General features: G+C 72.4%; 22 protein-coding genes and 1 riboswitch. Of the genes, 9 read left to right on the top strand and 13 right to left on the bottom strand.

Annotation, left to right across the window (positions count from 1 at the left end):
• The 3 genes from BLQ34_RS03080 to BLQ34_RS03070 form a co-directional block, all read right to left on the bottom strand.
• Nucleotides 1–1,176 (bottom strand): DUF4192 domain-containing protein, encoded by a 1,176-nt coding sequence (locus BLQ34_RS03080; RefSeq protein WP_091781329.1) that lies wholly within the window; start codon nucleotides 1,174–1,176, stop codon nucleotides 1–3.
• Between the two features lie 209 nt (nucleotides 1,177–1,385).
• Nucleotides 1,386–1,754 carry a YkvA family protein gene (locus BLQ34_RS03075; protein ID WP_091781326.1) on the bottom strand — a complete coding sequence of 123 codons (369 nt, stop codon included), beginning with the start codon at nucleotides 1,752–1,754 and terminating at the stop codon, nucleotides 1,386–1,388.
• Nucleotides 1,755–1,911: 157 nt separating this feature from the next.
• Complete coding sequence (locus BLQ34_RS03070) at nucleotides 1,912–2,628, bottom strand: EcsC family protein (protein WP_231961418.1); 717 nt, start codon at nucleotides 2,626–2,628, stop codon at nucleotides 1,912–1,914.
• A 105-nt stretch (nucleotides 2,629–2,733) separates the two neighbouring features.
• Here BLQ34_RS03070 and BLQ34_RS03065 point away from each other — a divergent pair, with 105 nt between their 5' ends.
• Together BLQ34_RS03065 and BLQ34_RS03060 are read left to right on the top strand one after the other, a co-directional pair.
• Entirely contained in the window at nucleotides 2,734–3,642 is a 909-nt protein-coding gene (locus BLQ34_RS03065; RefSeq protein ID WP_091781321.1) for a sulfurtransferase, read from the top strand.
• 43 nt (nucleotides 3,643–3,685) lie between these two features.
• Nucleotides 3,686–4,117 (top strand): SufE family protein, encoded by a 432-nt coding sequence (locus tag BLQ34_RS03060; protein WP_091781318.1) that lies wholly within the window; start codon nucleotides 3,686–3,688, stop codon nucleotides 4,115–4,117.
• A 62-nt stretch (nucleotides 4,118–4,179) separates the two neighbouring features.
• Here the strand turns inward: BLQ34_RS03060 and BLQ34_RS03055 are convergent, their stop codons facing one another.
• Entirely contained in the window at nucleotides 4,180–5,733 is a 1,554-nt protein-coding gene (locus BLQ34_RS03055) for a S8 family peptidase (protein WP_091781315.1), read from the bottom strand.
• Nucleotides 5,734–6,007: 274 nt separating this feature from the next.
• Between BLQ34_RS03055 and BLQ34_RS03050 the strand changes: the two genes are divergently transcribed.
• Both BLQ34_RS03050 and BLQ34_RS03045 read left to right on the top strand, forming a co-directional pair.
• The gene (locus tag BLQ34_RS03050) at nucleotides 6,008–7,753 is read left to right on the top strand and encodes a DNA polymerase (RefSeq protein WP_091781312.1); all 1,746 of its coding nucleotides are present in this window, start codon (nucleotides 6,008–6,010) and stop codon (nucleotides 7,751–7,753) included.
• A 74-nt stretch (nucleotides 7,754–7,827) separates the two neighbouring features.
• Entirely contained in the window at nucleotides 7,828–8,628 is an 801-nt protein-coding gene (locus tag BLQ34_RS03045; RefSeq protein ID WP_091781309.1) for a DUF1206 domain-containing protein, read from the top strand.
• A gap of 75 nt (nucleotides 8,629–8,703) precedes the next feature.
• Here the strand turns inward: BLQ34_RS03045 and BLQ34_RS03040 are convergent, their stop codons facing one another.
• On the bottom strand, nucleotides 8,704–9,639 hold the full coding sequence (locus tag BLQ34_RS03040; RefSeq protein WP_091781305.1) for a PAC2 family protein: 936 nt from the start codon (nucleotides 9,637–9,639) through the stop codon (nucleotides 8,704–8,706).
• A 242-nt stretch (nucleotides 9,640–9,881) separates the two neighbouring features.
• On the opposite strand from BLQ34_RS03040, the gene BLQ34_RS03035 reads away from it, so the two are divergent.
• The gene (locus BLQ34_RS03035) at nucleotides 9,882–10,526 is read left to right on the top strand and encodes a TetR-like C-terminal domain-containing protein (RefSeq protein WP_091781302.1); all 645 of its coding nucleotides are present in this window, start codon (nucleotides 9,882–9,884) and stop codon (nucleotides 10,524–10,526) included.
• Nucleotides 10,527–10,587: 61 nt separating this feature from the next.
• Nucleotides 10,588–12,141 (top strand): DHA2 family efflux MFS transporter permease subunit, encoded by a 1,554-nt coding sequence (locus tag BLQ34_RS03030; RefSeq protein WP_091781299.1) that lies wholly within the window; start codon nucleotides 10,588–10,590, stop codon nucleotides 12,139–12,141.
• A gap of 79 nt (nucleotides 12,142–12,220) precedes the next feature.
• Here the strand turns inward: BLQ34_RS03030 and hrpA are convergent, their stop codons facing one another.
• Complete coding sequence (gene hrpA, locus BLQ34_RS03025) at nucleotides 12,221–16,135, bottom strand: ATP-dependent RNA helicase HrpA (protein WP_091781296.1); 3,915 nt, start codon at nucleotides 16,133–16,135, stop codon at nucleotides 12,221–12,223.
• Between the two features lie 117 nt (nucleotides 16,136–16,252).
• Between hrpA and BLQ34_RS03020 the strand changes: the two genes are divergently transcribed.
• Together BLQ34_RS03020 and BLQ34_RS03015 are read left to right on the top strand one after the other, a co-directional pair.
• The gene (locus BLQ34_RS03020) at nucleotides 16,253–16,903 is read left to right on the top strand and encodes a class I SAM-dependent methyltransferase (protein ID WP_157692873.1); all 651 of its coding nucleotides are present in this window, start codon (nucleotides 16,253–16,255) and stop codon (nucleotides 16,901–16,903) included.
• 5 nt (nucleotides 16,904–16,908) lie between these two features.
• Nucleotides 16,909–18,213, top strand: a complete 1,305-nt coding sequence (locus BLQ34_RS03015) for a hypothetical protein (RefSeq protein WP_091781290.1) — start codon at nucleotides 16,909–16,911, stop codon at nucleotides 18,211–18,213.
• 124 nt (nucleotides 18,214–18,337) lie between these two features.
• Here BLQ34_RS03015 and BLQ34_RS03010 read toward each other — a convergent pair whose 3' ends face one another.
• From BLQ34_RS03010 to BLQ34_RS03000, 3 genes are all read right to left on the bottom strand, one after another.
• Nucleotides 18,338–19,657 carry a bifunctional o-acetylhomoserine/o-acetylserine sulfhydrylase gene (locus tag BLQ34_RS03010; RefSeq protein ID WP_091781287.1) on the bottom strand — a complete coding sequence of 440 codons (1,320 nt, stop codon included), beginning with the start codon at nucleotides 19,655–19,657 and terminating at the stop codon, nucleotides 18,338–18,340.
• 50 nt (nucleotides 19,658–19,707) lie between these two features.
• A riboswitch (SAM riboswitch) is annotated at nucleotides 19,708–19,823 on the bottom strand.
• Nucleotides 19,824–19,870: 47 nt separating this feature from the next.
• Nucleotides 19,871–21,124, bottom strand: coding sequence for a hypothetical protein (locus BLQ34_RS03005; RefSeq protein WP_091781285.1), 1,254 nt, complete (start codon nucleotides 21,122–21,124; stop codon nucleotides 19,871–19,873).
• On the bottom strand, nucleotides 21,121–21,420 hold the full coding sequence (locus BLQ34_RS03000; protein ID WP_091781283.1) for a hypothetical protein: 300 nt from the start codon (nucleotides 21,418–21,420) through the stop codon (nucleotides 21,121–21,123). The genes BLQ34_RS03005 and BLQ34_RS03000 overlap by 4 nt, the downstream gene beginning before the upstream one ends.
• Nucleotides 21,421–21,530: 110 nt before the next feature.
• On the opposite strand from BLQ34_RS03000, the gene BLQ34_RS02995 reads away from it, so the two are divergent.
• Nucleotides 21,531–21,968, top strand: a complete 438-nt coding sequence (locus BLQ34_RS02995) for a nitroreductase family deazaflavin-dependent oxidoreductase (protein ID WP_091781280.1) — start codon at nucleotides 21,531–21,533, stop codon at nucleotides 21,966–21,968.
• A 28-nt stretch (nucleotides 21,969–21,996) separates the two neighbouring features.
• Here BLQ34_RS02995 and BLQ34_RS02990 read toward each other — a convergent pair whose 3' ends face one another.
• The 4 genes from BLQ34_RS02990 to BLQ34_RS02975 all read right to left on the bottom strand — a co-directional run bounded on the left by BLQ34_RS02990 (nucleotide 21,997) and on the right by BLQ34_RS02975 (nucleotide 25,174).
• Nucleotides 21,997–22,404 (bottom strand): hypothetical protein, encoded by a 408-nt coding sequence (locus BLQ34_RS02990; RefSeq protein ID WP_091781277.1) that lies wholly within the window; start codon nucleotides 22,402–22,404, stop codon nucleotides 21,997–21,999.
• Nucleotides 22,397–22,762 (bottom strand): hypothetical protein, encoded by a 366-nt coding sequence (locus BLQ34_RS02985; protein WP_091781274.1) that lies wholly within the window; start codon nucleotides 22,760–22,762, stop codon nucleotides 22,397–22,399. The genes BLQ34_RS02990 and BLQ34_RS02985 overlap by 8 nt, the downstream gene beginning before the upstream one ends.
• A 74-nt stretch (nucleotides 22,763–22,836) precedes the next feature.
• Nucleotides 22,837–23,235 (bottom strand): hypothetical protein, encoded by a 399-nt coding sequence (locus BLQ34_RS02980; RefSeq protein ID WP_091781271.1) that lies wholly within the window; start codon nucleotides 23,233–23,235, stop codon nucleotides 22,837–22,839.
• A gap of 298 nt (nucleotides 23,236–23,533) precedes the next feature.
• Nucleotides 23,534–25,174 (bottom strand): hypothetical protein, encoded by a 1,641-nt coding sequence (locus BLQ34_RS02975; protein WP_091781268.1) that lies wholly within the window; start codon nucleotides 25,172–25,174, stop codon nucleotides 23,534–23,536.
• Nucleotides 25,175–25,186: the final 12 nt, after the last annotated feature.

Here is a 25,186-nt window from a genome sequence, read left to right as displayed (position 1 = left end):
TCATACGAGCCGGGCTCCCCCGTGTCCGGCGCGTCCGCTGCGTGGACGGCGCGGACCGGGGCCGGCCGGACGGATCCCGAGGTCGACCATGTGCTCGAGGAGCAGCGCCAGCCGGTAGCCGGGATCAGCCTTGAGGGCGCGCTCGAGGCAGGCCCTCGCGAGCGTCCCGTCACCCAGCCACCAGGCGAGGTTGGCGACGACCGTCAGGACCGGCGGGGCATGTTCGTCGGGAACCGCCCGGACCAGGTGCTGCAGCCGCGCGACGAACCTCTTGGCGACAATCACCCGGCGGCGGCCGGGGACGGGCCAGCCGTCGTCCCCACCGTCGTCCCCGGCGCCCTCCCCGGTGGCGTCCTCAGCGCCGGGAAGCTGCCACCCGCTCGTCGGCAGGCACGTCCGGACCGCATCGGCCAGGTCGTCGTCGAGGCAGCCGTCGGGCATCGCGCCCGGGCACAGCCAGCCCACCAGTGCGTCCCGGAGCTGGATGTCGTGCAGGCTCTCGACGAGCAGGGCAACCTGGTCCGGCCGCACCCCGGCCAGCGTCGACGGGTCGTCAGCGGAGGGAGCGCCCAGCCCGAGCACGACGGCCCACAACGACAGCGCCTCGAAGCGCCGGGCCAACAGGCGGCGCGGGTCAGCGCGGGTCGACCGGGCCGCGAGCGCGTCCGCGACGGCCGGGGTGCGCTCGGGGTCGGCCGAGACCAGCTCGGTCAGCATTGCCCTGGTGGGCAACGGGGAGACACCGAGCCCGACGAACTCGGAGATGCCGGGGGTGTCTGCCGGTGCGGGGACCGGCAGGCCGTCGCTGGGGCAGCAGCGCGCCTCGCAGTCGACCGCGAACCACCGCCCACCCCTCACCACGACGCGGTCGAGCACCTGGAAGCCAGCCCCCACTAGCCGGTCGCGCGTGGCGTCGAGCACCAGCCGGGACTGCCCGTCGTGCGTCTCGTAGGCGACGAGCAGCACGGCGTCGGGATCCTCGTGCGGCAGGGGGGCGAGCAGCACCCCGGCTGCCTGCTCGACCTCATCGGCCGGCGGCAGGTCGAGCCTCGCGACGAGCAGCACGGACCGGTCTCGCAGGGCGACCATCACCAGGGAGTCCTGCGGGTGGTAGCCCAGCTGGTAGGGCAGGACGGCGACGACGTCGCCGGGGCTGCGCAGGCTGATCGGGTTCATGGCCCGCACGCTGCCGGAGCGCGTTGCCCTCGCGCACCGCGCACCGGGAGCCCTGTGGACGACGGCGACGACGCAGCGCCCCGGTGGACAGGACGCGCGGTGACGGCGCCGTATCCGCGCCGTCACCGCCCGCCGCGGACCGGGGCCGTTCGGCGGAGCCCGTCACCAGCGGCGTCCAGCGGCGTCCAGCGGCGTCCAGCGGAGCGCGTCTACCGCACCACGTTGCCGGAGACCGTCTCGCGCGCGGCCGCGCCACGGCGCTCCCACGCGAGGAAGGACTCGGTCTCGTTGACCACGCTCGCGGCGATCCACGACACGACGACGGCGTCGTCGGCGAGCCCGAAGACGGACAGCGCCAGCTCGGGGACCAGGTCGATCGGCGACACGACGTAGGCGACCGCCCCGAGGACCATCAGCAACCGGCCGCGGCTCGTCCCGGCATACTCACCGCGGAAGGTCGCCGCGAACAGCCTGGGCAGGCTCATCAGCCGCTCCCCCACGCCGGGTGAACCCGGGCGGGTGGCGGTGCGCACCGCGGTGGCGATGGTGCGCAGGGCACCGAATCGGTTCATGGCCATGGGACTTCTCCTCGCTCCCGGACACCAACCGGCCCGGACACGGTGCAAACGACCCACCGGCCGCGCGAATTCCGCACCCCTGCCGCAGTGGCGGCCGTGGCGGGCGTGGCGGGCTCCGTGGGGGCCGCCCGGATCGTGGCTGCGGCGGCCACCACGGTCAGTGCCCCTGCGCCCGTGGCGGGAACTCGTGGCGTGCGTGGTCGGCGATCTTCTTGAGCAGGAACCCGTCGAGGCCGGCGCCGATCACGCCACCGATCACCGGCACCCCCTTGCCGAACCGCGAGAGGGTCTTCTTGCCGGCCGTCGACAGCAGCCGGAAGCCGACCGCCTTGTTGACCACCATCATCGCCGGCCCGGGCAGTCGCTGGGCCGCGAGGTTGGAGAGCCGACCGGTCGTGACGACGCCGGCCTTCTTCAGCAGGTCGTCGGCGTCCGCGCCGACCAGGGTCAGCAGCACGGCCGAACGGATCTCGGGCTGCTTGATGTCGTACCCCCGCAGCGACGCGATCGACGCGACCATGCGCGTGGCGACGACGTAGAACTCGAGGACGTTCGCGGGCAGGGCCACCGGCAGCGTCACGAAACCGCCCAGCCCGGTGACGAAGCCGCCCGCGGCAGCCAGCTTGAGGTGGCCGCGCACGACCGCGTCGACGGCCTCTTCCGCATCGGGCTTCTCGGCCCGCTTCACGTCGGCGACCTTCTGGGCGGAGTCGAACGGCCCCTTGCCGTCGATCCCCACGTCGAGGAGGTTCTCGATCAGCCCGGTGACGGCCCCGGCGAACATCCCCGAGTCCTCCCGAGGGGCCTTGGCCTGCTCGAGCGCCGACGCCGGTCTCGCGTCCGGCTCGTCCTTGCCCATTCCGAGGAACCCCACCGAATCTCCCTGAGTCGTGTGTCCTGCGCGGCGCCGAGGCCCGGCCGCAGCTGTGCTCGCCATCCTGCCACGGGGCATGCTGACCAGCAGGTTTAGCCTTGGGACATGCCTGAGTCGACCGACCCGTCCACTGCCCCCTCCTCGTTCTCCGCCTACGCCCACCCCGAGCGGCTCGTCAGCACCGACTGGCTCGCCGACCAGATCGCCGCCGGCACCGTCGGCGGCCCGGACGGCGTCGTCGTCCTCGAGTCCGACGAGGACGTGCTCCTCTACGACACCGGACACATCCCGGGGGCGCTCAAGCTGGACTGGCACCAGGACCTCAACGACCCCGTGATGCGCGACTACGTCGATGCCGAGCAGTTCGCCGCGGTGATGTCCGCGCGCGGCGTCCGCCGCGACACGACGGTCGTCATCTACGGCGACAAGAACAACTGGTGGGCCGCCTACGCCCTGTGGGTGTTGAGCCTGTTCGGCCACGAGGACGTGCGGCTGCTCGACGGGGGCCGCGCGAAGTGGATCGCCGAGGGGCGCGAGCTCACCAAGGACGTGCCGCAGGTCGAGGCGCTAGCCGGCGACGCGGCATACCCGGTGGTGCAGCGCGACGACGCGCCGATCCGCGCGTTCAAGGACGACGTGCTGGCCCACCTCGGCGGACCGCTCGTCGACGTCCGCTCCCCCGGTGAGTTCTCCGGCGAGCTGCTGCACATGCCCGACTACCCGCAGGAGGGCGCCATGCGCGGCGGCCACATCCCCGGCGCGAAGTCGGTGCCGTGGGCGCGGGCAGCCAACGAGGACGGCACCTTCCGGTCGCGCGAGGAGCTCGAGGCGATCTACCTGCAGGAGCAGGGCCTGGACCCCCACGACGCCACGATCGCCTACTGCCGCATCGGTGAGCGGTCCTCGCACACCTGGTTCGTCCTCACCCACCTGCTGGGCTTCGACTCGGTGCGCAACTACGACGGGTCGTGGACCGAGTGGGGCAACGCGGTCCGCGTGCCGGTGGAGAAGTGAGCCAGTGACTCAGGACCCGACCCGTGCCGAGCTTCCGGCGGCGATGCAGGAGATCGCCGACGACTTCGCCGATCTCCTTGCTCCGCAACGGTTGGAGCTGCTGCTGGAGTTCAGTGAGGGGCTGCCCGAGCTGCCCGAGCGGTATGCCGGCCGGCTGGGTGAGATGGAGCAGGTCCACGAGTGCCAGTCGCCGATCTTCCTGGCCGTGGAGGTGGACGAGGAGCCGGTCGATCCCGGTAGCCGAGCCGTGCACCTCTACTTCTCGGCACCGGCCGAGGCGCCGACGACGCGAGGGTTTGCCGGGATCCTGCACGAGGGGCTCGACGGGCTGACGGTCGACGAGGTGCTCGCGGTGCCCGAGGACGCGCCGTACCGGTTCTCGCTGGGCGAGGCGGTCTCACCGCTGCGGCTGCGCGGCATGGTCGGCATGCTGAGCCGGATCAAGCGCCAGGTCCGGCTCAAGACCCAGGCCTGACGGCCGCACCCCCTCCGTCGGCCGGACCGACGAAGGGGGTGCGGACGAGTCGGCGGATGGCGTCAGCGCACCGCCGCGAGGGCGTCCACGACGCCTTCGCCGTAGTAGCTGTTGTCGCGGATCGGCCCGACACACGCGGGCCCGGCGTTGTTCTCCGCCGGGGCGCAGATGTGGTCCTCGGCCTGGGCCCGCAGCTTGGTGATCATCTTCTGGGGTGACCAGAGCGGGTGCGCGGACTTCATCAGCGCGAGCACCCCGGCCACGTGGGGCGAGGCCATCGAGGTGCCGCTCTTGGTGCCGTAACCGTTGTTCGCCACCACCGTCGAGAGGATCGTGCGACCCGGTGCGGCCACGTCGATCACGCCCCGACCGCGGTTGCTGAACGATGCCAGCGCCACGGACTGGGTCGTCGCCGACACGGTCACGACGCCCGGCAGCTCGGTCGGGATGTCCTTGCAGCCGTTGTTGATCTCACGCGGGATCGGCGTCGTGTCGTTGGGGCTGGCGCTGTCGGTCGTCTTGTTGGCCAGGTCCTTGCCCGAGTTGCCGGCGGCGGCGGCGTGCACGACACCCCGCTTGGTCGACCACGTCACGGCCCGCTCGACCGCGGTGCGCACGGCCGCCTGGTCGGGCTGGTCGTCGCACCAGAACTCCATCGGGTCGATGTAGTAGCTGTTGTTGGTGACGTCCATCTTGTGCACGCCGGCCCAGATGAAGCCGCAGATCGCGTACTCCGGGTAGATGAAGCCGTCGTCGTTGACCACCTTCACCGCGGCGAGCCGGACACCGGGCGCGACACCGACGATGCCGACGCCGTTGCGGGCCGCCGCGATGGTGCCCGCGACGTGGGTGCCGTGGTCGGAGGTCGTGGGGTGCCACGCACCGGCAGACTGGTCGGGCACCCCCGCGTCGACGCAGCTCACCGAGTCGTCGACGTCGATGTTGGTGGCGAGGTCGGGGTGGTCGGGGTCGATGCCGCTGTCCAGCACGCCGACGACGACCGAGCGGTCCCCGTCGGTGATCTGGTGGGCCTGGTCGGCCTTGATCTGCACCATGTCCCACTGCTCCGACTCGCGGGGGTCCGGAGCCACCGCGGTCGCCGACTCGACGCCGGCAGCCTTGGCACGGCCCGCGGAACGCTGGGTGTCCGCCGACGACGACGACTTCGCCGCCGGGCTGCCGGGGGTGCCCTCCTTGACCGCCGCGGTGCGGGAGGCACCGACCGAGGCCACTGCCGAGCCACCGAGCCGCACGACGTCGGCGCGGAAGGCCTGACGGTCCGAGTGCGCGACGACGACGCCGATCTGCGGCCAGGACTGCACGACCACGCCGTGGGCCGCGACGACGGCCCGCTCGACGCGCTCGGTCTGGGTGGCGGTGGCCGACCTGGCGTTGACGACATAGCTCATCAGGTAGCCGTCAGGGGTCGGGACCGGCACCGGCGTCGACGTGTTCGCGGTGCTCGTGCCGGTCGTCGTGCCGGTCGTCGTGCCCGTCGTGGTGGCGCTGGTGCCGGGGGTCGCCGTGGCCGAGCCCGCGGCGAGCATCGAGGCGGCGAAGAGTCCTCCGGCCGCCACGAGCGCGAGGCCACGTCCGTGCGGGGAACGGTGGTGCATGGGGTTTCCTCCTGGTTTGGGGATGCGTCCTGGGGCTCCGGTGGGAGCTGTCCAGTTCTCAGCACTCTGCCCCAGTTTGGGTAAGGATCGGGTCTGGTGGAGCACTGAACCGGCACCCTCCGCAGCGCACTCCCGACCACGCTTCCCACCCGCTTCCCACCCGCTTCCACGCGCTTCCCACCCGCTCCCCACCCCGCTTCCCACCCCGCTTCCCACCCCGCTCCCCGCAGCGCTGCGCGGCACCGTCGGCGCCGGGTGCGAGGATGTGCGCGCCATGGCTGCCCTCGTCGCGTTCGTCACCGCCCCGGGGGGTCGCGCGGCCCTCGTGGGCGACGCGCCGGACGCCAGACCCGAGGGAGGCGCGCTCGGGACGAGCGGCCCCGAAGCGGTCGGGCCGGTCGCCGAGCTGGCACGACGGGCCGCTGAGCTGGAGGCTGCCGGTGACGTGCGGTGGGTCTGGTGGTCCGCAGGCGCGGATGCCGCCGCACTGGCCGGTGCCGCGGTGCCCGTGGCCCGGTGCTGGGACGTCGCCGAGGCGCACCGCCTGCTCGCGGGCGGCTGGGAGGCGACACCCCAGGTGGCGTGGGCCACCGCACGTGGCCTCGACCGCGCCGGCCTCCCGGAGGCGACCCGCGGCGACCTGTTCGACTTCGATGCGGCGGCTCCCATGCCAGAGCTGTCCGACGTCGGTCTCGGCCGGGTGGTGCGGCCTGACGGCTACCTCGACCCCGACGCCGGCACCGACGGCTGGCACCCCGATGACGACACGCTCCTGGCCTGGGCCCGCACGGCCCTGGAGTGCGCCCGCGCCCAGCAGTCCGCCCTGGCCGAGGTGGGACCCCGCGCCGTGGCGGCAGCGCGGTCCGAGTCGGCGGCGGCCTTCCTGTGCCTCGAGCTGGCCCGCGACGGCCTCCCCGTCGACCGGGCCACGGCCGAGCAGATGATCGCCGAGGCCGCGGGTGCCCGTCCCACCGACGAAGCGCACGCGCGCCGCATCCGGGCCGAGCGCGACACGACCGTCCTGCGCCACACGCCGGGGCGCGAGACGACCGACCTGCGAAACCCGGTGCAGGTCAAGGAGCTCCTTGCCTCGGTGGGCGTCGTCGTCCCCAACACCCGCAAGTGGGTGCTCGAGCCGTTCCGCGACACGCACCCGGTCGTGGATGCCCTGCTCGAGTGGCGCAAGGCCGAACGGATCGCCACGACCTACGGCTACCCGTGGCTCGATGCCCACGTCGGTCCGGACGACCGGCTCCGCGGCGGCTGGACCGCCTGCGACGGCGCCGCCGGGCGGATGACCGCCCAGAACGGCCTGCACAACCTCCCCACGGCTCTGCGGCCGGCGGTTGCCGCCCACCCAGGCCACCTGTTCGTCCGGGCCGACCTCGGCCAGATCGAGCCCCGCGTGCTCGCCGCGGTGTCCGGCGACGAGGCCTTCGCCGCGGCCACCCGGGCCGACGACCTCTACGCCCCCGTGGCCGCGGCCCTCGGAGTCGACCGCCCGGTGGCCAAGATCGCCGTCCTCGCAGCGATGTACGGCCAGCGCAGCGGGGCGGCCGGCGAGGCCCTCAAGGACCTCGAGCGCACCTACCCGGTCGCGATGGGCTACCTCGACGCCGCGTATGCCGCCGGGCTGCGTCGTGAGCCCCTGCGCACCTTCGGTGGACGGCTGATCCGCCTCGACGCCGTCCTCGCCGACGTCCCGGCCGAGTCCGCGGCCGCCTACGACGCCGCCCGGGGCCGGTTCGCCCGCAACGCGGTCATCCAGGGCTCGGCGGCCGAGCTGTTCAAGGCCTGGGCTGCCACCGTCCGCGCCACCACCCGCGACCTGGGTGCCCAGATCGTGCTGTGCCTGCACGACGAGCTCCTCGTCCACGTGCCCGCTCAGCACGCCGAGGAGGCCCGCGCCCGGCTGGAGCAGGCGCTCACCGACAGCGCCCGGCGGTGGACCGGCTCCTCCCGCGTGCGGTTCGTGGCCGACGCCTCGATCATCCACCGCTGGTCCGAGGCCAAGGACTAGAGGATCTGGCGAGTCCGCCGACGAACCTCGGCGACAACCCCCTGACCTGCGGCGATGAGTGGTTAGGTGGTGCCATGGATCACCAGGACGTCAAGCAGGCAGCCTCCAGGGCCGCCGACCACCCCGCCCTCGAGGGCGCCGCCCGCGTCGGATACGCCGTCAGCGGGCTGCTCCACCTGCTGATCGGCTGGATCACCCTGCAGGTCGCCTTCGGCGGAGGTGGCAAGAACGCCGACCAGAGCGGCGCCCTCGCCTCGCTCGCCGGCAACGGCCTCGGCAAGGTGCTGCTGTGGATCGGCGTCGTCGGCTTCCTGGGCCTGGCCCTGTGGCAGCTCGCCGACGCCGTCGTGGGACACCCGGGTGGCGACAAGGAGGCCTGGGGCGGCCGCGCGAAGGCGGTCGGCAAGGCCGTCGTCTACCTCGCCCTGGCGTGGTCCGCGTTCCGGTTCGCGACCGGCAAGTCCTCCAACAGCCGCAGCCAGACCGTCGACTTCACCTCGAAGCTCCTCGACAAGCCGGGCGGTCGCACCCTGGTGATCATCGTCGGCATCGCGGTCATCGGGGTCGGCATCTACCACGTCCACAAGGGCTGGACGAAGAAATTCCTCGAGGACCTCCAGGACCACCCGGGCACCTGGGCCACCCGCGCCGGACGGGTGGGCTACCTCGCCAAGGGCGTTGCACTCGGCATCGTGGGCGTCCTGTTCATCGCCGCCGGGGTGCACAAGCGGGCCAAGGAGGCGACCGGGCTCGATGGGGCGCTCAAGTCCTTGCGGGACGAGCCGTTCGGCACCGTCTTGCTCGTGGTGATGGCCATCGGATTCGCCGCGTACGGCATCTACAGCTTCTCGCGGTCCAAGCACGCCAAGGTCTAGGGCCTCGACACGACGAAGCCCGGCCCGCACCAGGTGGTGCGGGCCGGGCTTCGTCGTGCTGCGGGGTTGCCGCGGTCAGCTCGGGTGGCCCTCGCCGTTGCTGTCGTCGTCGGCCACCTCGCGCAGGAACTGCTCGAACTCGGCGCCGATCTCGTCGGCCGACGGCAGCTCGCTGACGTCGGTGGCCAACAGGCTGGGCTTCTGGCGGCCCTCGCTGAACGTGTCGTACTGGCGCTCCAGCGCGGCGATCACCTGCGACACCTCGTCGGAACCCTCGATCTCGCGGGCGATCTCGGCCCGGTTGAGACCGGCCTGCGCGACCAGGTCGTCGATCGGCAGGTTGAGCCCGGTGGCCGCGGTGATGGCGTTGAGCGCCGTGACCGCACCGTCGGCGAACTCGGCCTGCGCCAGGTAGTGCGGCACGTGCACCGCGAACCCGAGCGCGTCGTGACCAGACTCGCCGAGTCGCAGCTCGAGGAGCGACGACAGGCTCGCCGGCACCTCGACCCGGCCGAACGGGTTGTCCTGCAACGGGATCAGCCGTGGGTCGGTCGCGTGGGAGGTGAGGCCGATCGGGCGAGTGTGCGGGACGGCCATGGGGATGCCGTGCGCGCTGACGACGAGGTCGACGCCGAGCAGGACGACGAGCTGGCGCACGGCCTCGGTCATCCGCTCCCACTGGAAGTCGGGCTCCGGGCCGGTCAGCAGCAGGTAGGGGGTGCCGTCGCGGTCCACGAGGCGGTGCAGGGCCAGGCACGGGTCGTCGTAGCTCAGCCAGCGGTTGGAGTCGAACACCATCGCGGGCCGACGGCTGCGGTAGTCGACCATCTGGTCGGTGTCGAACGAGGCCACGACCGTGGACTCGCTGGTCGCCAGCAGGTGGTCGGTCAGCAGCCGCTGGGTGTGACCCGCGTCCATGAATCCGCCGAGCGCGACGATCATGACCGACGCCCGCAGCTCCTGCGGGTCGGTGTCGGTCTCGAAGTGGTAGAGCTCGGACGGGTTCAGCACGGCTACTCCAGCGGTCGTCCCAGCAGGGCTGGGTCTCGGTTCGTTCGTACAGTGCCAACGCCTCAGCATGGCAGGGGATTCCGCCGACCACCTCCACCACCGTCGGGAGGTCGTGGACCGACCTCGATGTGACTCCGGTCACATTCTGTGAGGTGGCGGAATGGCCGACCGGGGCGTACGGTTCGATGAAACGAAACAGTTTCGTTCCATCCATCGCACCACCCGGCACACCGGAAGCAGCCATGACACCCACCAGCACCACCACCGCCCAGGAGACCCAGGAGTCCGCCGAACCGGCGCGCACCCGTCCCCGGGTCGAGGGTGACCGCGAGCGGGAGATCCTCGAGGCCGCGCTGGTCACCCTCGCGGACGTGGGCTACGACCGGCTCAACTTCGATGCCGTGGCCGCTGCGGCCAAGGCGTCGAAGGCGACCCTCTACCGCCGCTGGCCGGGCAAGGTCGACCTCGTCATCGACGCGCTCCAGCTGATGATCGGCGTCGAGGCCGACCAGTACCCCGACACCGGCTCACTGCGCGGCGACCTCATCGCGCAGGCCTGTGCCAAGGGCGGGATCGGCGAGGACCTGCCGCTGCAGGTCTTCGCGGCACTGCTCGGCTCGCTGCACCGCGACCCCGAGCTGCGCGACGCCATCATGACGCGCCTGATGGCGCCCAAGATGGCGGTCACGCTCCAGACGTTCCGCGCGGCCCAGCTGCGCGGCGAGATCGGCAAGGGCGCCGACCTGGAGCTGCTGGCACGACTGCTGCCGGCGATCACCATCCACGAGGCGATGCTGTCGGGCACCCACCCGACAGCCGAGCGCCTCATCTCCCTGGTGGACAGCGTCGTCCTCCCCGCCTGCGCCGCGACGCTGCAGCGCGACTGACCCACCGCTCCACCCAGCCCAGCACAGCCCACCCACACCACCCACACACCAAGGAACACCCATGTCTTCGACTGCTGTCGTCGAGCCCGTCTCGACGCCTGAACCGGACGCCGCCCCGAGCGGCAAGGGCCGCCACCTCGGCATCGCCCTCACCGTCATCACCGCGGCCCAGCTGATGGTCGTGCTCGACGGCACGATCGTGAACATCGCGATGCCGCACATCATGACCGACCTGGGCTTCACCCAGGAGAACCTCTCGTGGGTCGTCACCGCCTACACGCTGGCCTTCGGTGGGCTGCTGCTCCTCGGCGGCCGCCTCGGTGACCTCTTCGGTCGCCGCAAGGTGTTCATGACCGGCGTGCTGGTCTTCGCCGGCGCGTCCTTCCTCGGCGGCATCGCCCAGACCGAGGGCATGCTCCTCGGCGCGCGGGCCCTGCAGGGCATCGGGGCGGCGCTCGCGTCACCCACCGCCCTCGCCCTGATCACGACCACCTTCCCGGCCGGCCCCGCGCGCAACCGCGCCATGGGCGTGTATGCCGCGATGTCCGGTGCAGGTGCGGCCGTGGGCCTCATCCTCGGTGGCGCCCTGACCGAGATCGACTGGCGCTGGACGATGTTCATCAACGTGCCGATCGGCCTCCTCGTCGCCTTCCTCGCCCCCCGATTCCTTCCCGAGTCGGCGCGCGGCACCGGCCGGATCGACGTCCCCGGCGCGATCCTCGGCACCGGCGGCCTCGTGTCCCTCGTCTACGGCCTCACCAACGCAGCCAGCGACTCGTGGACCTCGGCCACCACCCTCACCACCCTGATCGCCGGTGTCGCGATGCTGGTCGCCTTCGTCCTCGTCGAGATGCGTTCCACCCACGCCCTCATGCCGATCCGCATCCTGGCCGACCGCACCCGCGGAACCTCCTTCGCGGTGATGCTCATCGTCGGTGCCGCGATGTTCGCGATGTTCTACTTCCTCGGCCTCTACATCCAGCAGGTGCTGGGCTACTCGCCGCTGAAGTCCGGCTTCGCGTTCCTGCCGTTCTCCTTCGGCATCGTCGTCGCCGCCCAGATCGCGTCCACACTGATGACCCGGGTCGACCCGCGCTGGATCTCCGGTGTCGGCACGCTCCTCGCTGCTGGGGGCATGTTCGGGTTCGCCCAGCTCGACGTCGACAGCTCCTACGCCACGGCGCTGCTGCCCTGGATCACCGTCCTCGCGGTCGGCATGGGCCTGACCTTCGTGCCGATGACGCTCACGGCCACGGCCGGCGTCGCGTCGGAGGACTCCGGCGTCGCCTCGGCGGTGCTCAACACCATGCAGCAGGTCGGTGGGGCCCTGGGCCTGGCCACCCTCAGCACCGTGTTCGCGAACGGCGCCAAGGACAAGGGTGCCGAGCTCGGCGCCGCGCTGCAGGCCAAGGCCGCCTCCGGAGCCCTCAGCCCGGAGCAGCTCCAGGCTGCGCAGCACCAGATCGCGCTGCAGGCCCAGACCTTCGGGTCGGGCCACGCCTACCTGGTGGCCGGCGCGATGATCCTGGTCGGCTCGCTGATCACGTTCGGCTTCCTCAACGTCAAGCACGAGTCGTTGTCGACCGAGGGCCACGAGAACGTGCACCTCGCCTGACCTGATCGCCGTACGAAGGCCCCGACCACCCTTGGTGGCCGGGGCCTTCGTCGTCGGCCCGAGAGGGAGTGCTGCCGGCTCAGCCGAGGGCGGCGATGGCCGCGCGGATCCGCTTCTCGGACACCGGGTATGCCGTGCCGAGACCGTTCGCGAACAAGCTCACCCTGAGCTCCTCGACCATCCACCCCACAGCCCGGACCGGCTCGGAGCGCCGCTCGACCACGGGCAGGGAGTCGAGCAGGTCGGCATACGCGACCTCGACCCGGTCGACCACCTCCTGGTTGGCCGCGTCGCGGCTCAGCGCGGCCGGCGACGACGGGGCCTTCTCGAGGCGCTGGAGCATGGCCCGCAGGTAGCGGCGCAAATCGGGCAGGTGCGCCAGGCCGGTGTCGGCGACGAAGCCGGCGTAGACGAGGCTGTCGAGCTGGGCCCGCACGTCGGCCACCAGCGCGGCCACGGTCGGTGCGGTCATGGCGTCGAGCCGCACCCGCACCCCGTTGGCCGCGGACAGGGCCGGCTCCACCTCACCCACGACCGTCAGCACGCGCGCCGCGACATGGGTGCGCACCGCCGCGAGCACCTCGTCGAAGGCGGCCTCGTCCCGGACCCCGCCCCGGTCGAGGTCGGTGCGCTCGAGCACGATGGCGTCGACGGCACAGGCCAACGCGTCCTCCAACAGGGCGGGCACGGAGCCGTGCGGGTTGTTGCCGAGCGCGAGCTTCTGGGCGTTGCCGAGAGAGGCGAGCACCCGCTTCCACGGGGCCGTGGTGTTGAGCAGCAGGAGCCTGCGCACCCCGAGCGTCGTCGCCGCCTCGGCCTCACGCTCCCCCGCCATGACGACGAGGTCGACGCTCCCGCCACGGTCGACCAGGGCGGGGAAGCCCTGCACCGTCCGACCTCCTGAGGTCGACTCGAAGGTCTTCGGCAGGTCGCCGAAGTCCCACTGCCGCAGTCCTTTTCGTTCGATCGCCGCCCCGGCCCGGGACATCCGGCGCTGCACCTGGCCAGCAAGCTCCTCCTGCAGCGCGGCGAGGTCCTTGCCGCTGCCCAGCACCTGGCCCCTGCCGTCCTCGACGGCGAAGGTGATGCGCAGGTGGTCGGGCACCCGCTCTGCGGCGAACTGCTCAGGTGGGACCGCGAAGCCGGTCCGGGCGCGCAGCACCCGGGCCAGCTCGTCCGCCAGGCGCCGCCCGCCACCCGGGTGCGCCTCGGCCAGTGCTGCCGCGGCGTGGTCCGGGGCCGGCACGAAGTGCACCCTGGTCGCCTTGGGCAGCGACCGGATCAGCGCGGTCGCGAGCTCCTCGCGCAACCCCGGCACCTGCCAGTCGAAACCGTCGTCGGTGAGCTGGTTGAGGACCTGCACCGGGACGTGGACGGTCACACCGTCGGCGGCCGCCCCGGGTTCGAACTGGTAGGTCACCGGCAGCTCGAGCCCGTCCTGGGTCCAGGTGCGCGGGTAGTCCTGCGCCGACACCCCTTCGGCGGAGTCCCGCGTCAGCAGGTCCTCGGTGAAGGTGAGCAGCTGCGGCGTGTCCTTGCGGGCGTCCTTCCACCAGCGGTCGAAATGGCGCTGGGAGACCACGTCGGCCGGCACGCGGGCGTCGTAGAACGCCACCAGGTCCTCGTCGTCGACGACGATGTCCCTACGGCGGGCCCGCTCCTCGAGCTCGGCGAGCCGTCGCAACAGGGCCTGGTTGGCCGTGAAGAACTGGTGATGGGTGTCCCAGTCACCGTCGACGAGGGCATGGCGGATGAACAGGTCGCGGGACTCCTCGGGGTTGATCCGCGAGTACTGCACGGTGCGGGCCGCGACCAGCGGGATGCCGTAGAGCATCACCCGCTCCGTCGCCACCACCGCACCCTGCTTGCGCGACCAGCGAGGCTCCGACCAGGTCCGCTTCACGAGGTGCCCGGCCAACCGCTCGGCCCAGACCGGGTCGATCCTGGCGTTGCTGCGCGCCCACAACCGGGTGGTCTCGACGAGCTCGGCAGACATCACCCAGGTGGGCTGGCGGCGGAAGAGCGTCGATCCCGGCGAGATGCCGAACCGGGCCCCGCGCGCACCGAGGTAGTCGCGCTTGGCCTCGTCACGCAGCCCGATGTGGGACAACAGCCCCGCCAACATGGCCTGGTGGACGAGGTCCGCGTTCGGTGGCTCGCCCTTCGCCGAGGTCGCGGCCCGCGGGTCGATCCCGAGGTCCTGGCAGGCCTTGCGGAGCTGGCTGTGCAGGTCCTGCCACTCGCGCACCCGCAGGTAGTGCAGGAACTCCGAGCGGCACATCCGCCGAAAGGCGCTGTGCGACAACGCCTTCTGCTGGTCCTTGAGGTAGGCCCACAGGTTGAGCAGCGAGACGAAGTCGGAGTGCTCGTCGCGGAACCGGGCGTGCGACTGGTCGGCCTGGGTCTGCTTGTCGGCAGGCCGCTCGCGCGGGTCCTGCATCGACAGGGCCGCCACGATGACCAGCACCTCGCGCACGCAGCCGAGTCGGCCGGCCTCGATCAGCATGCGGCCCAGGCGCGGGTCCACCGGCAGCCGGGCCAACGACTTCCCGTGTGCGGTGAGGCGGCGCGCCCCACGCCGCGGCCCCTCTTCCCCGTCGAACGCGCCGAGCTCCTCGAGCAGGCGCACCCCGTCCGCCACCTGGCGGGCATCGGGGGCGTCGACGAACGGGAAGCGCGCGACGTCACCCAGACCCAACGAGGTCATCTGGAGGATCACGGAGGCCAGACTGGTGCGCTGGATCTCGGGGTCGGTGAACTCGGGTCGCGTGAGGTAGTCGTCCTCGGAGTACAGCCGGATGCAGATCCCGTCGGCGAGGCGACCACACCGACCCGCCCGCTGGTTGGCGCTGGCCTGGGAGATCGGCTCGATCGGGAGTCGCTGCACCTTGGTGCGCTGGGAGTACCGCGAGATGCGCGCCGTGCCGGCATCCACGACATACCGGATGCCGGGGACGGTCAGCGACGTCTCGGCGACGTTGGTGGCCAACACGATCCGTCGCCCGCTGGCCCGCCCGAAGACCTTGTGCTGCTCGGCGGACGAGAGCCGTGCATAGAGGGGCAGCACCTCGGTCTGCGGCAGCTTCATGGACTCGATCGCGTCGGCGGTGTCGCGGATCTCGCGCTCCCCCGAGAGGAAGACGAGGATGTCGTGCCCGGCCCCGTCCGCCGGCCGCTCGGTCCACAGCTCCTCCACCGCCTCGCAGACGGCGGTGACCTGGTCACGCTCGTCGGCCTCCGGTCGCTCGGGGTCGACCAGCGGGCGGTAGCGGACCTCGACCGGGTAGGTGCGCCCCGACACCTCGATGATCGGCGCCGGCTCGCCCGTCCCGGGATCGCCGAAGTGCTCGGCGAAGCGCTGGGGGTCGATCGTTGCCGAGGTGATGACGACCTTGAGGTCGGGGCGCCGGGGCAGCAGCTGCTTGAGGTAGCCCAGGATGAAGTCGATGTTGAGCGACCGCTCGTGCGCCTCGTCGATGATGATCGTGTCGTACTTGCGCAGCATCCGGTCGCGCTGCAGCTCGTTGAGCAGGATGCCGTCGGTCATCACCTTGACGAGGGTGTTGTCGCTGCTCTGGTCGGTGAAGCGCACCTGGTAGCCGATCGCCCCGCCCAGCCCGACCTCGAGCTCCTCGGCGATGCGCTCGGCGACCGAGCGGGCCGCGATCCGCCGCGGCTGGGTGTGCCCGATCAGGCCGGCCCGCCCGCGACCGATCTCGAGACAGATCTTCGGCAGCTGCGTGGTCTTGCCCGACCCCGTCTCACCTGCGACGACGACCACCTGGTGGTCGCGGATGGCGGCCGCGATGTCGTCCTTGCGCGCGACGACCGGCAGGTCGGGTGGGTACTTCAGCTCGGGGACCGGGATGTCCGGTCTGCGTGGTTCCGGCCGCTGCCGCGCCCGGTTCCGCCCCGCGGCCCCACGCCGGTTCCGACCCCGGGGCCGTCCCTGGTCCGGGGCAGCACGAGGCTGCGGCGGGTCGGCGGAGGGCATGGGCGCAGCATACGTTTGCGCGTTGCGAAGGAGCCGGGCACGACCCTCCTCCTCTAGGGTGACCTGACGATGAACACCCGGTGAACGCCGATCCGCACCCACAACGAGGTTTCCCCTGTGACTTCCGCCGACCTTTCGCCTGACCGCAGCGGCTACTGGAACGAGTACTACGCAGCCAGCGCCGCCACGAAGCTCCCCCTCCCCTCGCAGTTCGCCGCCTTCGTCGCGGGCGAGCTGCAGGGCCCCACCCGCGTCATCGAGCTCGGCTGCGGCAACGGTCGCGACTCGCTCTTCTTCGCCGCGAACGGGCACGACGTCACCGGGGTGGACGGGTCGGAGTCCGCCGTCGCGGCAGCCGCCGCGACCGCCGAGGCGCACGGCATCCGGGCCAGCTTCCTGGTCTCCTCGATCGACGACCCGGCCCTGCCGGAGCGGCTCGGCGCCGGAACCGCCACCGGGCCGCTCGCGGTCTACGCCCGGTTCTTCGTGCACGCCATCACCGACCGCGAGGAGGAGGACTTCCTCTCGCTGGCCGCGGGGCTCACCTCACCCGGCGACCTGCTGGCCGTCGAGTACCGCACGGTGCGCGACCAGACCGGCGCCAAGGTGACCGGCACGCACTACCGTCGCTTCGTCGCGCCGGCCACCTTCCAGGCACGCGCCCTCGGCCAGGGCTTCGAGGTCAGCTACGCCACGGAGGGGTTCGGCTTCGCCAAGTACCGCCAGGACGACGCGTACTGCGCCCGCGAGCTCTTCACCCGGGTCTGACCCCGATGACCGCAGGCGCCGAGCCGTTGGCCGACCTGGAAGACATCATCCGGGCCGGCCGCGCCCTCTACCCCGACCTCGACTTCATCGCCCAGAACGGCCTGCTCGACCTCCGGCTCGGCCACACCGGGGTCCGGCGGCTGCGCGTCGAGGGACCACCGGAGCAGTTCCTGCACCTGCAGTCCATCGGGGTCGACACCACCAAGGGCGCGATCGGCAAGCGCGACGCCAAGGTCACGACGAGCAGCTGGCACAAGAACTTCGGCGACGCCTTCAACTCGGTCCGTCTGCTCGACGTCGAGCACCCCTCGGGCACCTCGGTGCACACCGGGCAGGACAGCCCCGGCTGGGTGGAGCTCACCTTCAAGAAGCCGGTGGACCTCCAGCGGGTCCGGCTGCGCAACGTCAGCGCGACCACCGCCCGCCGGATCCGCGGCTTCCGGGTGCTCGTGGAGGGCCCCGACGGCTGGGTCGTCGCGTACGACCACCGGGCCCGGATCGAGCAGCTCCGGCAGTTCCTCACGGCCCCCGCCGCCAACGGCGCCTCCCCTGAGCTGGCCGCCCTGCTCCCCATCCTCGCCGACACCTTCGGTGGCTTCTACGAGGAGGCCCGCAAGGCCCTCGACGCACTGACCGACGTGCCGGACCCCGACCGGGCGCAGTTCCGCACGATCGTCACCCGCACCCTGCTGGCCGACCGCTCGATGGAGTGGACGGTGCACGGACCGCAGCGGTGCTTCCGCTTCTGGTCCGACACCGAGAAGGTCCGCTACATCACGTCGGCCGTCGAGATCAGCGACGCCCTCGCCACCCTGACGCCGAACGTCTGCTTCGGGTTCGGGGCCGCCCTGTCGGTGGTGCGTGACGGCGCGCTGATCCCGCACGACGACGACCTCGACATCATCATCGCGTTCGACCCGCACGAGGCGCGCAACCTCAACGAGGGCCTGGCCCGCGTCGAGCAGCACCTGCGGCCGCTCGGGTTCACGGTCACCGGCAACTTCTCGGCACATCGGCACGTGCGACGCCCCGGCGCCAAGCACGTCGACGTGTTCGTGGGGCTCTTCGAGGGCGACGTCGTCTCGTGGTACCCCGGGGCCCGTGGCGCGCTCACCCGCGACATGATGTTCCCGACGTCGAGCGCGCCGCTCATGGGGGTCACCTGCCCGTTGCCGCGCAACCCGCTCGTCTACCTCGAGAAGCTGTATGGCGCCGGGTGGCGACACCCGGACCCCAACTTCCGGCACACCTGGGACCGGTCCGCGTACGCAGACCTGGCCGGCCGCAAGCCGGCCACGACCGGCAGCTGAGCCGAGCAGCGCTGCCCACCCCCGCGCCCGCCACCCCTTGGGATGACGGGCGGGGTGACGGGCGCGGTGACGGGCGCGGTGACGGGCGCGCTGACGGGCGCGGTGTGGGCTCGGCTCCAGCGGGTCAGGCGCCCTTCGCCGCGATGAAGCCCTGCTCGAGGTCGGCGATGATGTCGTCGATGTGCTCGATGCCCACGGCCAGCCGCACCAGCCCGGGCGTGACCCCGGCCTTGAGCCGGTCGCCGTCCGGGCCCTGCGAGTGGGTCGTGGAGGCGGGGTGGATGGCCAGCGACCGCACGTCGCCGATGTTGGCGACGTGGCTGTGCAGCACCAGCGACTCGACGAACCGCCGGCCCGCCTCGACCCCACCAACGATCTCGAAGGCGAGGACCGCTCCCGCCCCGCGCGGGGTGTACTTCGTCGCCTTGGCGTAGGACTCGTGGTCCGGGAGCGAGGCCCAGACCACCGACTCCACCTGCTCGTGCGCCTGGAGGAAGGCCGCCACCTTGTGGGTGTTCTCGAGGTGCCGCTCGAGACGCAGGCTCAGCGTCTCCAGGCCTTGGGCGATGAGGAACGCGTTGAACGGCGCGATCGCCGGCCCCAGGTCGCGCAGCAGCTGCACGCGGGCCTTGAGGATGAAGGCGAGGTTGGCCCCGAGCGGGCTGCCGACACCGAGGTCACGGGCGAAGACGAGCCCGTGGTAGCTCTCCTCGGGGGTGTTGTAGTTGGGGAACTTCTCGGGGTCGGCGCCGTAGTCGAAGGTGCCACCGTCGACGATCACGCCCGCGATCGAGGTGCCGTGCCCGCCGAGGTACTTGGTCGCCGAGTGCACCACGATGTCGGCGCCCCACTCGAGCGGCCGGATGAGGAACGGCGTCGCGATCGTGTTGTCGACGACGAGCGGGACGCCCGCCTCGTGGGCGACGGCAGCAACTGCCTCGATGTCGAGGACCTCGGACTTGGGGTTGGAGATCGTCTCGCCGAAGAACAGCTTGGTGTTCGGCTGGACGGCTGCCTTCCACGAGGCCGCGTCGTTGGGGTCCTCGACGAAGGTCACCTCGATCCCGAACTTCGGCAGCGTGTGCTTGAGCAGGTTGAACGTGCCGCCATAGAGGCTCGGGCTGGCGACCACGTGGTCACCGGCCTCCGCGATGTTGAGGATCGCAAGTGTCTCGGCGGCCTGCCCGGAGGCCACCAGGAGTGCACCCACACCACCCTCGAGCGAAGCGACGCGTTGCTCCACGGCGTCCTGCGTGGGGTTCATGATGCGGGTGTAGATGTTGCCGAACTCCTTGAGCGCGAACAGGTTTGCCGCGTGCTCGGTGTCCTTGAAGACATAGGAGGTGGTCTGGTAGATCGGCAGGGCCCGCGCGCCCGTGGCGGCGTCCGGCTCCTGTCCGACATGGACCTGACGGGTCTCGAAGGACCAGTTGGCTGAGCTCATGGGGTCTTCCTTCACTCTCGTGCGACGAGGGTGCGGGACACGTGCTGGGTCTCCCGCGCTTGCGGGCGGCAACCGGTGCCGTCCGCCAGGTCCTCACCCGGGGCACCCCACCGCGGCGGAGGGTTGCCGGCCAGCGAGCCGGGGCTTGTCGCTGGCGCTCATGACCTGTGGCGAGGTTACGCCGAAGCGTCCACGGCCCGGCATACCCATCTCTCATCGCGGACGAGCCGACCGGCGCTCCCCCGCCCCGTCGCGATCGCCGACGAGGCGCTGGTCGCGCCGGTCGTCCGCTGCGGACTGCTGCCGCTCGAGCCGGTGCTCGCGCCAGGCTGCTCCGCCGCCGAGCACCGTGGCGGAGCCCTCGACCCCCCACCCGGTCACCAGCATGGTCCGCGAGCGCGCGGGGTCCCGCGTGGCCACGGCGAGGTCGTCGAGCCAGCGGACCCGGACGGCGTGCTCGGCCCTCGCTCTCGCCTGCTCGGCGAGCCACCGGGCCGAGGCGGCCGGTGAGCCGGACCCGCGACGAGGGCCGGCGACGAGCTCCCGTCGCGGGCCGCCCTCACGGGGCGCCCTGCGCAGCTCACCGCTGACCCCGAGCTTGAGCCGGTCGGCGACCCGGAGGCGTCGAAGGCGTCGCTCGCCGCGAGTGGCCGCGGCAGCAGCCGCCGGGTTGGTCGCGAGCGCCCCGCGCTTGAGGACCTTGGCTGCGCCCCCGGTCGACGCGGCCGCCGCAGCCAGGCCGATCGACCCCCAGTCCCCGTCGCCATAGGCGACCCGCACGGTCGCGTCGGCGAGCACGGTGACGGCACCTGCGGCGCCGGCCACCGCCCCGAGGGCCTTGGCCGGCGGCGCAGGGATGAGGCCGACCGCGCCGGCGGCGCTCTCGATGCCGCCCGCGGCGCGGCTGAGCCCGGTGAGGGTGTCGTAGGCGCGGCTGTCGGAGAGGCCGTCCTCGAGCAGGGCGCGCAACACTGCCGCGCACCGTCGGTCTGCGTCCTCGAAGGCCCGCCAGGCCGCGGTGTGTCGACGCTCGGCTCCCTGGGCTCGCTCCAGCTCGACCACCTCACGGTGGTGCAGGCCAGCGGCGGCAGCGCGTTGCGCTGGGTCGGCGCAGGCCTCGGCCTCGACCCGCGCGGTGCCCAGCGCGATGGCGCGCGGCAGAGCCACCTCGTGCTCGGCCGCAGCGGCCTCGGCCACCCGCTGGGCCGAGTCGAGCGAGTCGGCGAAGCCTCGCAGCGCGACCGCCGAGACCGCGTGCCGCCGCCCCACGGCAACGAGCAGGGTCGCGGCCGGCCGCGCTCGGGTGGCGAAGGCGGCGGCCGCCGGGCCGTGCCAGCTGACCTCGGCGCCGGCCAGTCCCCGCACGGTCTCGGCCAGCGAGAGCAGCAGCTCGCCCTGCCGGTGCAGCCTGACGGCGAGCGCGCGGACGGTGTCGGCGTGGCCGGACAGCGGCCGCAACACGGTCACCGCGGCAGACCGGGGTCGAGCGTCGCCGCCGCCCCCACCACGGCCTCCGCGTCGACGTACACCCGGCCGGCGGCCGTGACCCGGGCGGCGAGCTCGTCGAGATCTCGGCCCAGGCTGAGCCGCTGGTGCTCGAAGTCCCCGAGCACCGAACCCAGCACACCAGCGCTCTCCCCCGGCCCCAGCGCCCACGCCTGCTCCACCGCGTCCCCGGCCTGCCAGGCCAGGTCACCGGCCACCTCCGCGAGGACCCGGCCGAGCGCGGCCAGGGCCTCGGGATCCACCTCGATGTCGCTCATGTCACCGAGCGTAGGCAGGCACCCCGACCGTGCCCTCCGGTTGTCCACAGGCCCCGCCGGGCGAGGGGGTGGGTGCCTCGGGCGTCCGGGCGGCGTGCTGGGATGGGGGCATGACCATCACCGGTGACTACGCAGCCAGCCCCACCCAGTGGGTCCGCACCCAGGTCGAGAAGATCGAGGCCTCCGGCACCACCCGAGCCGTCGACATCCAGGGCCGACCGGTGGTGCTGCTCACGATGCTGGGCGTGTCGGGCAAGGTGCGCAAGGTGCCGCTGATGCGGGTCGAGCACGACGGCGTGTATGCCGCGGTGGCCAGCAAGGGCGGCGCCCCCGAGCACCCGAAGTGGTACCGGAACCTGCTCAAGAACCCGGTGCTCGACCTCCAGGACGACGACCGCACCTGGACCGTCCGCGCCCGCGAGCTCGAGGGCCCGGAGCGGGAGGAGTGGTGGCCGCGCTGCGTCGAGGCGTTCCCGCCGTACGCCGACTACCAGGTCAAGACCGACCGGCTGATCCCCGTCTTCGTCCTGGAGCCGGTCGAGGCCTAGCCGCCACGCGACCAGGGCCCGGCACGAGTCAGGCGGTCTGTCGGCTGGTGTGGCGCAGCCACAGGAGCCCCAGCACCGGCAGCACCAGCGGCACGAAGCCGTACCCGGACCCGAAGTGCGACCAGACCGTCTTCTCGGGAAAGGCCTCCTGGTCGAGGTAGGACGCGAGCCCGACCGCGAGCACCCCGACCAGCTCGACGGTGATCGCGACCAGGGCCACCCGGCGCGAGGTGCGGTCACCGCGGGCCAGGGCCACCGTGGCGACGAGGTAGATGACGGCAGCCACGGCGGACAAGGTGTAGGCCAGCGGCGCGTCGGAGAAGTACTCGCTGATCTGCAGCACCGACCGGCCGGTGGCGGCGAGCGCCAGCAGGCCGTAGACGGCGACCAGCACCACCCCCGGGCCGGAGCGGGTGGACCTCGGCTGCTCAGCCACCGAGGTTCCAGATCTGCTGGAGCCGGGCCGTCATCACGGCCACCGCGAACGCGCCGACGGCGACGACCCCCATCGACCAGCGGGTCTTCTCCTTGAGCGCGAGGAACGCCGCCGCGGGAGGGACGAACGGCAAGGTGATCGCGTAGGCCGCGAAGGTCGCCTGCTCCGCGCTGTCACCGGGCACCTTCCCGAGGTGCGCCAACGCCACCACGAGCTGCACCACCAGGCCGAGCTCGACCACGGCCGTCACGAGCAGGAGCCGGTCGTCGACGAGGCGGCGAGCCACGGCATACCAGGCGGCCACGGCGAGCAGGGCCACGGAGGCCACGAGCAGCGCGACGGTCAACGGGTAGAGCACGGCCGGAAGCCTACGCGAGCGCTGCGCCCGTCCCGCACCGGCTGGGTGCGGGCGGGCAGGAGCGGGTGGCGCCGTCAGGCCGGCGTGCGCGAGCTGGCCGCCGGGGCCAGCAGCAGGTATGCCTGCGCGGCGAGCAGCACCACGATGGCCACCCACTTGTCGGGCGGCAGCTCGACGCCGTAGCGGACCCGGTCGATGACGACCAGGCCGACCTGCAGCATCACGATCCACCCCATCGTGACCAGGGCGAGCTCGGCGTACTGCAACGACGACGCGTACACCCAGAACAACACCCCGAAGGCCAACAGGCCCAGGAGCATCGGCACCGGCGAACGGTGCTCGGCCCACTCCTTCGCGGCAAACGCCCCGGCCAGGTCGAGCGCGGCCAGCGCGACCATCGCGACCGTCGCGACCACCGCCCCCGGCCAGCCCTCGGGCGCCTTCAGCATCGGCACCAGGTCGAACGAGCTCATGGTGCTACCCCACGTATCCCCCCTGCACCCCCGGACGACCCGTGCAGCCGCCCGCCTCCCAGTGTGCGGTCGGGCACCGTGGCGGCGCATCCGTGTTTCTGCCTAGGTGGGCTCCCCCGTCGGCACGAGTGCCTCCGGCACCGGCGGGACGCGGTGGTCAGGGCGGGGACGACTCAGCAACCCTCGGGTGAGTGCCGCCTCGGGTCAGTGCCGCCTCGGGTGAGTGCCGCCTCGGGTGAGTGCCGCCTCGGGTCAGTGCCGCCTCGGGTCAGTGCCGCCCTGGACAGGACGGCCTGGGTCAGTGCGACGCGGTGGGTTGCGCCGGCTGTCCCTTGGCCGTCGGTGAGCCCTTCGCCGTCGGTGAGCCCTTGGCCGTCGGTGAGCCCTTCGGCGTGTTGGCGGGCTTGGCCGACTTGCTCGGCTTCGACGTCCTGGCCGGCTTGCCGGAGGTCGAGGTGCCGGACGGCCCGTGCGTGGCCGTGGAGTTGCCGTGGCCCTGGTTCCCGTTGCCGTTGCCGTTGCCGTTGCCGTTGCCGTTGCCGTTGCCGGGTGCGGTGGGTGAACCGGTGGGGTGACCGAGCGAGGCGGTCGGTGCGCCCTGGCCGGGCTTGGCGGCCAGCGCGGTGACGCAGTAGCCCGCCACCTTGTCGGGGCCACCAGCGGCGATGGACAGCTTCCGGAAGGCGACCGAGCTCTCCCGCACGGTGCCCCGCGACTGGTCCGTTGCCCACGCTCGGCACAGGCCCGGCGCGGCGGCGCTGGCGGTGGGGTTGGCCAAGCCGGCCGTGGGGTTGGCCCGACCCGCGGTGGGCGGAGCCACCGGGCCACGACCCGCCGTCGGCGAGCCCGCGGGGCTCCCGGCCCGGGCGGTGGGTGCCGGTGCGCCCACCGCATCGTGCATGGCCTGCTGGACTGGCGCCGGGAGGACCCCGACGTAGGCGGCTGCCCCGAACCCACCGATTGACACGACAGAAAGCGTCAGGGCGGTCACCGCGAGCGCTGCGGTCCGGGAGCGACCGGCGACCGCCGCACCCCGGCTTCCCTGGCTGCCCTGGCTGCGCTGGCGCACGCTGCCCCGCCCTGATCCCCTCGTCGCGCGACTGGACCGGCTGCCCGGCGACGACGCGGGGAGCGTGGCGATGATGTCGGCCCGGCGGCCTGCCGGGGCGGTCGACCCGCGCCGCGCCGAGCGGCTCCGGGACGCGTTGCCGGCAGTCCCCTTCGACACCTGACGAGCGGCTGCACGGACACTGCCGGCGCCGACGGCGATCACCTTCACCCGCTCGGCGCGGGCCCGGGACAAGATCTTGCGGAACGCACCGACGGCGATCTTCTCGTCGGCGAGCTCAGCGGGCGAGGGCGGCGCCGCCAAGGACCAGGACACCAGCTCGGCCGCGGTGCCGAGCCGCTCGAGCGCCCGCAGCTCGGCGCGCTCGACGCTCTGCTCGTCGACCCCGGCGACGTGCGCCACCGCGGTCGGGGGCAGCTCGGCGCCCAGGCGCAGCACGACGACCTCGCCCTGGCCGAGGGGGAGGCCGCGCAGCGCCGTGAGGGTGTCGCCGATGCCCCGGTGGCTGGGGTCGACCAGGTCGGCGGGCTCACGCAGCTCGTCGAGGTCGAGCTCGCCGTCGCCATCGAACCCGAAGGCGAGCTCACCGGTGGCGGTGTCCCAGGCGTGCCGCAGGGTGCTCTCCTCCGCGCGCTGCCGGGCGCACCCGAGCACCCACACCCGCCAGTCGGTCTCGTCGCCGGCGAAGCCGGGCAGGCCCCGCACCAGCGTCATCCAGCACTCGCAGGCCTCGTCATAGGGGTCGTCGTGCCCGACCACCCGCAGGTAGCGGATCATCGCCGGGTTGGCATCACGCCAGAGCCGGACGAAGGCGTCTTCCTCGCCGGCTTGGGCGGCGCGCAGTGTCGGCGCGAAATCGGTACCCAGCACGAGATCGATTAT

The sequence above is a fragment of the Pedococcus dokdonensis genome, assembly GCF_900104525.1.
Classification (GTDB): domain Bacteria; phylum Actinomycetota; class Actinomycetes; order Actinomycetales; family Dermatophilaceae; genus Pedococcus; species Pedococcus dokdonensis.
This window is presented reverse-complemented; position numbering and strand designations above follow the sequence as displayed.

Excerpts from the sequence above, each read along its gene's own strand:
- BLQ34_RS03080 (WP_091781329.1), bottom strand. The coding sequence starts at position 1,176 with ATGAACCCGATCAGCCTGCGCAGCCCCGGCGACGTCGTCGCCGTCCTG.
- BLQ34_RS03075 (WP_091781326.1), bottom strand. The coding sequence starts at position 1,754 with ATGGCCATGAACCGATTCGGTGCCCTGCGCACCATCGCCACCGCGGTG.
- BLQ34_RS03065 (WP_091781321.1), top strand. The coding sequence starts at position 2,734 with ATGCCTGAGTCGACCGACCCGTCCACTGCCCCCTCCTCGTTCTCCGCC.
- BLQ34_RS03060 (WP_091781318.1), top strand. The coding sequence starts at position 3,686 with ATGCAGGAGATCGCCGACGACTTCGCCGATCTCCTTGCTCCGCAACGG.
- BLQ34_RS03055 (WP_091781315.1), bottom strand. The coding sequence starts at position 5,733 with ATGCACCACCGTTCCCCGCACGGACGTGGCCTCGCGCTCGTGGCGGCC.
- BLQ34_RS03050 (WP_091781312.1), top strand. The coding sequence starts at position 6,008 with ATGGCTGCCCTCGTCGCGTTCGTCACCGCCCCGGGGGGTCGCGCGGCC.
- BLQ34_RS03045 (WP_091781309.1), top strand. The coding sequence starts at position 7,828 with ATGGATCACCAGGACGTCAAGCAGGCAGCCTCCAGGGCCGCCGACCAC.
- BLQ34_RS03035 (WP_091781302.1), top strand. The coding sequence starts at position 9,882 with ATGACACCCACCAGCACCACCACCGCCCAGGAGACCCAGGAGTCCGCC.
- BLQ34_RS03030 (WP_091781299.1), top strand. The coding sequence starts at position 10,588 with ATGTCTTCGACTGCTGTCGTCGAGCCCGTCTCGACGCCTGAACCGGAC.
- hrpA (WP_091781296.1), bottom strand. The coding sequence starts at position 16,135 with ATGCCCTCCGCCGACCCGCCGCAGCCTCGTGCTGCCCCGGACCAGGGA.
- BLQ34_RS03015 (WP_091781290.1), top strand. The coding sequence starts at position 16,909 with ATGACCGCAGGCGCCGAGCCGTTGGCCGACCTGGAAGACATCATCCGG.
- BLQ34_RS03010 (WP_091781287.1), bottom strand. The coding sequence starts at position 19,657 with ATGAGCTCAGCCAACTGGTCCTTCGAGACCCGTCAGGTCCATGTCGGA.
- BLQ34_RS03000 (WP_091781283.1), bottom strand. The coding sequence starts at position 21,420 with ATGAGCGACATCGAGGTGGATCCCGAGGCCCTGGCCGCGCTCGGCCGG.
- BLQ34_RS02995 (WP_091781280.1), top strand. The coding sequence starts at position 21,531 with ATGACCATCACCGGTGACTACGCAGCCAGCCCCACCCAGTGGGTCCGC.
- BLQ34_RS02980 (WP_091781271.1), bottom strand. The coding sequence starts at position 23,235 with ATGAGCTCGTTCGACCTGGTGCCGATGCTGAAGGCGCCCGAGGGCTGG.